This is a genomic window from Streptomyces sp. NPDC037083 (assembly GCF_055606485.1).
Map to the genome: position 1 here is coordinate 1 of NZ_JBVJSQ010000041.1, position 3,149 is coordinate 3,149.

Here is a 3,149-nt window from a genome sequence, read left to right on the forward strand (position 1 = left end):
GATGAGGGCGTAGGAACTCCCATCATCCCAGGTCAGCAGGCACCTCTTTTCATTCCGTCGTCCACAGACCGACTATCGCGCGGTGGATCCAGGCTCAGGGCTTCCGCGTCCCAGACACTGCTGTTCAGCAGCCGCTCAAAGCCGTTCGGGTGCGGTGATCTGCCGACTCCGCGAGCTGCCAGCCGTTCTTGCGCGTCACCCGTCCCAGAAGACCACGGACATAGTCCTGTATCCGCTACCGCAGATCCGCCCGCGCGAACCGGTCCGCCACCGGCCGAGGTCTTCACGCTCTGCGCATCGACCATGGCCGCTTCCTGGCTGCGGCGCAGGCACCCGTCGAGCGCGGCATCGTGTGCATGAAGTTCTGGCGGATCTTCGGCCATTTCTGATGCTGGCCAAACCGCATGACGGCAATGCAGAGCCGTCTTCGCCCTGGAGGGCCAATGCTGACGAAATGCAATGAGTAGCAATTACTCAAGCCAACTCTCCATAGGGCACTTAAGCTGGCGATGCAATTTCTCTGCCTAACTCTTCCCCGTGAATCCCGTCGCCTACGCGGGCTGTCAAGGTCGCTTGACATGTGGAATTGCCGAGCCTATTTTTGCAGTCATGCGCAATGACGTACGTCGACTACGCAGCGAACTCAACCTTTCTCAGGGAGAGCTCTCTCACGCTCTCGACGTCTCCCGGCAAACCGTCAACGCCATCGAGACTGGGAAGTATAGTCCCACCCTGCCACTTGCCATCACCATAGCCCGCTTTTTCGGTCATACAGTAGAGGAAATATTCCATGTGGACGACTGAGAAGAGTAATCGACTCGAGTTCAAGATGCTCATCTTGAGCGAGGTTTACTTTGTCTTCTATTTCATTATCGACCCAATCGTACGACACAATTGGCTGGAAGCAGCAATCGGCGCCTGCGCGACTGCCTTCCGTTGGGGAATCTCTCGGAGGTGGTGGCGCAAGGGGGGTGAGAATTCCTTGCTGAAAACCGGCAAGTCATTCGATGAGCGCGACGCTTACATCACCTTGCTCTCATGGGCTATTGTCGGTCAGGCTGCGATAGTCGTCGCAATCACTCTGGGTGTTTTCCACTCCCTAAACATTAGCATAGTGCAATTCTTTGGCATCGAAGATGCCGTTCGCTATTTGAATGAAGATGGTGGCGGCTACGGAGTCGCCCTACTCGTGGTGGTTTGGGGTGTGCAATCTATCGCCACTGCTTGGCTGAAAGAACGCATCTGATGAACGAGCAACCGGCCTAGCAGATCAGAAGCCGGCCATACTCTCGCAGAGGAACGCGTTTTGGAAAGGATTCCAACGCGCTCGTGCGATCCGCCTGCCTCCCGGGCACCAAAAGGCAGGCCCTTCACGCGCTACTCCCGGCCGACCTGGTGACGGCACAGGAGTCCGCAGCCCACCCGCTTCTCAAGTCAGATTTCATCTTCCCCCACACGCGCCGACAGGCGGAGAATATTCTGAATATCGGGAGACGAAACTCCGCCGAGATACAGGAAGGCGGGTGGCAGCCGCGGGGACCCTTTTAACCGACGGAATGGACGGCTGACCTTGACTTCCGCCGATGTGGTAACCGCCTACGCAATCATAGTATTTCTCATTATCTGCGGTCTATCTGTAATCGGAGTCATTTCTCTCGCCCTGGTATGCAACAGGACGGAGCGCTGGAGAAACCGGTTCCAAAGCTCAGACACTGAGACCGCGTTTGAGATCTGCCGTGTCCCGTTGCTGAGGCGTTCGTTGAGCTCAGCGTGAGCGGTGGTGGGGGTGGGTATCCGTCAGACTTGACGGATGAGCAGTGGGCGCTGGTGGAGCCTTTGCTCCCGCCGACGCGGGTGGGCCCGAAGGGCGGGCGTCGGGAGAAGCATCCTCGGCGACGGATCGTGGACGCGATCTTCTACGTGGTGCGGACCGGCTGTGCCTGGCGGCAGTTGCCGAAGGACTTCGCCCCGTGGCCGACGGTGTACTGGTACTTCACCTGGTGGCACGACGACGGCGCCGTCGAGCGCATCCACGACGCCCTGCGCGGCAAGGTCCGTGAAGCTGACGACCGCGACGTGGAGCCGAGCGCGGGTCTGATCGACTCGCAGTCCGTCCGCACGGCCGACACGGTCCCCGCGGCCACCAGAGGCTTCGACGCGGGCAAGAAGGTGAAGGGCCGCAAGAGGTTCATCGTCACCGACACCCTGGGTCTGCTCCTGGCCGTCCACGTCGTCGCGGCGAGCATCCAGGACCGCGACGGCGCAAAGCGGCCCTTGCTGTGGACCAGGCTCGACCACCCCAGCGTCAAGAAGGTCTGGGCCGACCAGGGCTTCGCCGGCCGCCTGGTCGAGTGGGCCGCACAGACCCTCGGCCGCGACCTGGAGATCGTCCGCAAGGACCCTGACCAGCGTGGCTTCCAGGTCCAGCCCAAGCGGTGGGCGGTAGAGCGTACGTTCTCGTGGCTCACCGCCCACCGGCGCCTGGCCCGGGACTACGAGACCAGTCCGGCCCACGCCGAGACGATGATTCGATGGGCCATGATCGGCGTCATGGTCCGCCGGCTCACTCGGGGCCGTGCTGCGATGCGTCCCGGCCCAGGACCGCTCGTGCGGAACTCCTCGTAGACAACCTGCCGGCTCCTCGCCGCGGTAGCTGCTGTCGGCGAGTTACAGAGCCAGAAACCTCTCAACCTCACGTTTCAAGGCAGGCGGCACGTCGGCCAACTCCGAGACGATCAGGCGGACATCCCGCTCGAGTTCGGGGGACTCGCTCCAGACCTCCGCACTTCTGGTGAGCACGGCGGCCAGCAGATCACCCTCGTACATGTCGCCTTCCGCCAGTGGGTCGATTCGGAGGGCCTCCACTGCCAGGGGCAGGAGATAGGCAAGGCCCACGCCTTGCCTGATCAATAGCCGCATGTCCTCAACCGTCAGGCCGCCGATCACCGCCCAACGGGACCGACCAACGGTCGTGCTCAAGCTCCTCAAGGGAGAGGTCACGGTTCACGAGTCGGGTCACCGACCGATCGTCCCATGTCAGATCTCAAACGCGGTCTCAAAGAGCGTTTTGTCCTGGCGAGGTTGTTTGGTGGCGCTTCGAAGGGTGAGTGAGTCTGCGACTGCTGGGACGAGAGTGGCCGATGCAGCCC

4 protein-coding genes and 1 pseudogene are annotated in these 3,149 nt (G+C 61.4%); 3 read left to right on the forward strand and 2 right to left on the reverse strand.

Annotated elements, in window-relative coordinates; all coding sequences use genetic code 11:
* Window positions 1–86 precede the first annotated feature (86 nt).
* Window positions 87–271 (reverse strand): annotated as a pseudogene (locus tag ACZ7DE_RS40940) (IS701 family transposase); the annotation flags it as partial.
* A gap of 338 nt (window positions 272–609) precedes the next feature.
* On the opposite strand from ACZ7DE_RS40940, the gene ACZ7DE_RS40945 reads away from it, so the two are divergent.
* The 3 genes from ACZ7DE_RS40945 to ACZ7DE_RS40955 all read left to right on the forward strand — a co-directional run bounded on the left by ACZ7DE_RS40945 (window position 610) and on the right by ACZ7DE_RS40955 (window position 2,625).
* Entirely contained in the window at window positions 610–804 is a 195-nt protein-coding gene (locus ACZ7DE_RS40945) for a helix-turn-helix transcriptional regulator (protein WP_470769634.1), read from the forward strand.
* Complete coding sequence (locus tag ACZ7DE_RS40950) at window positions 791–1,246, forward strand: hypothetical protein (RefSeq protein WP_470769636.1); 456 nt, start codon at window positions 791–793, stop codon at window positions 1,244–1,246. Before ACZ7DE_RS40945 ends, ACZ7DE_RS40950 begins: the two co-directional genes overlap by 14 nt.
* 485 nt (window positions 1,247–1,731) lie before the next feature.
* Entirely contained in the window at window positions 1,732–2,625 is an 894-nt protein-coding gene (locus ACZ7DE_RS40955; protein ID WP_470769640.1) for an IS5 family transposase, read from the forward strand.
* 42 nt (window positions 2,626–2,667) lie between these two features.
* Here the strand turns inward: ACZ7DE_RS40955 and ACZ7DE_RS40960 are convergent, their stop codons facing one another.
* Window positions 2,668–2,979, reverse strand: coding sequence for a contact-dependent growth inhibition system immunity protein (locus tag ACZ7DE_RS40960; protein WP_470769638.1), 312 nt, complete (start codon window positions 2,977–2,979; stop codon window positions 2,668–2,670).
* Between the last annotated feature and the right edge of the window lie 170 nt (window positions 2,980–3,149).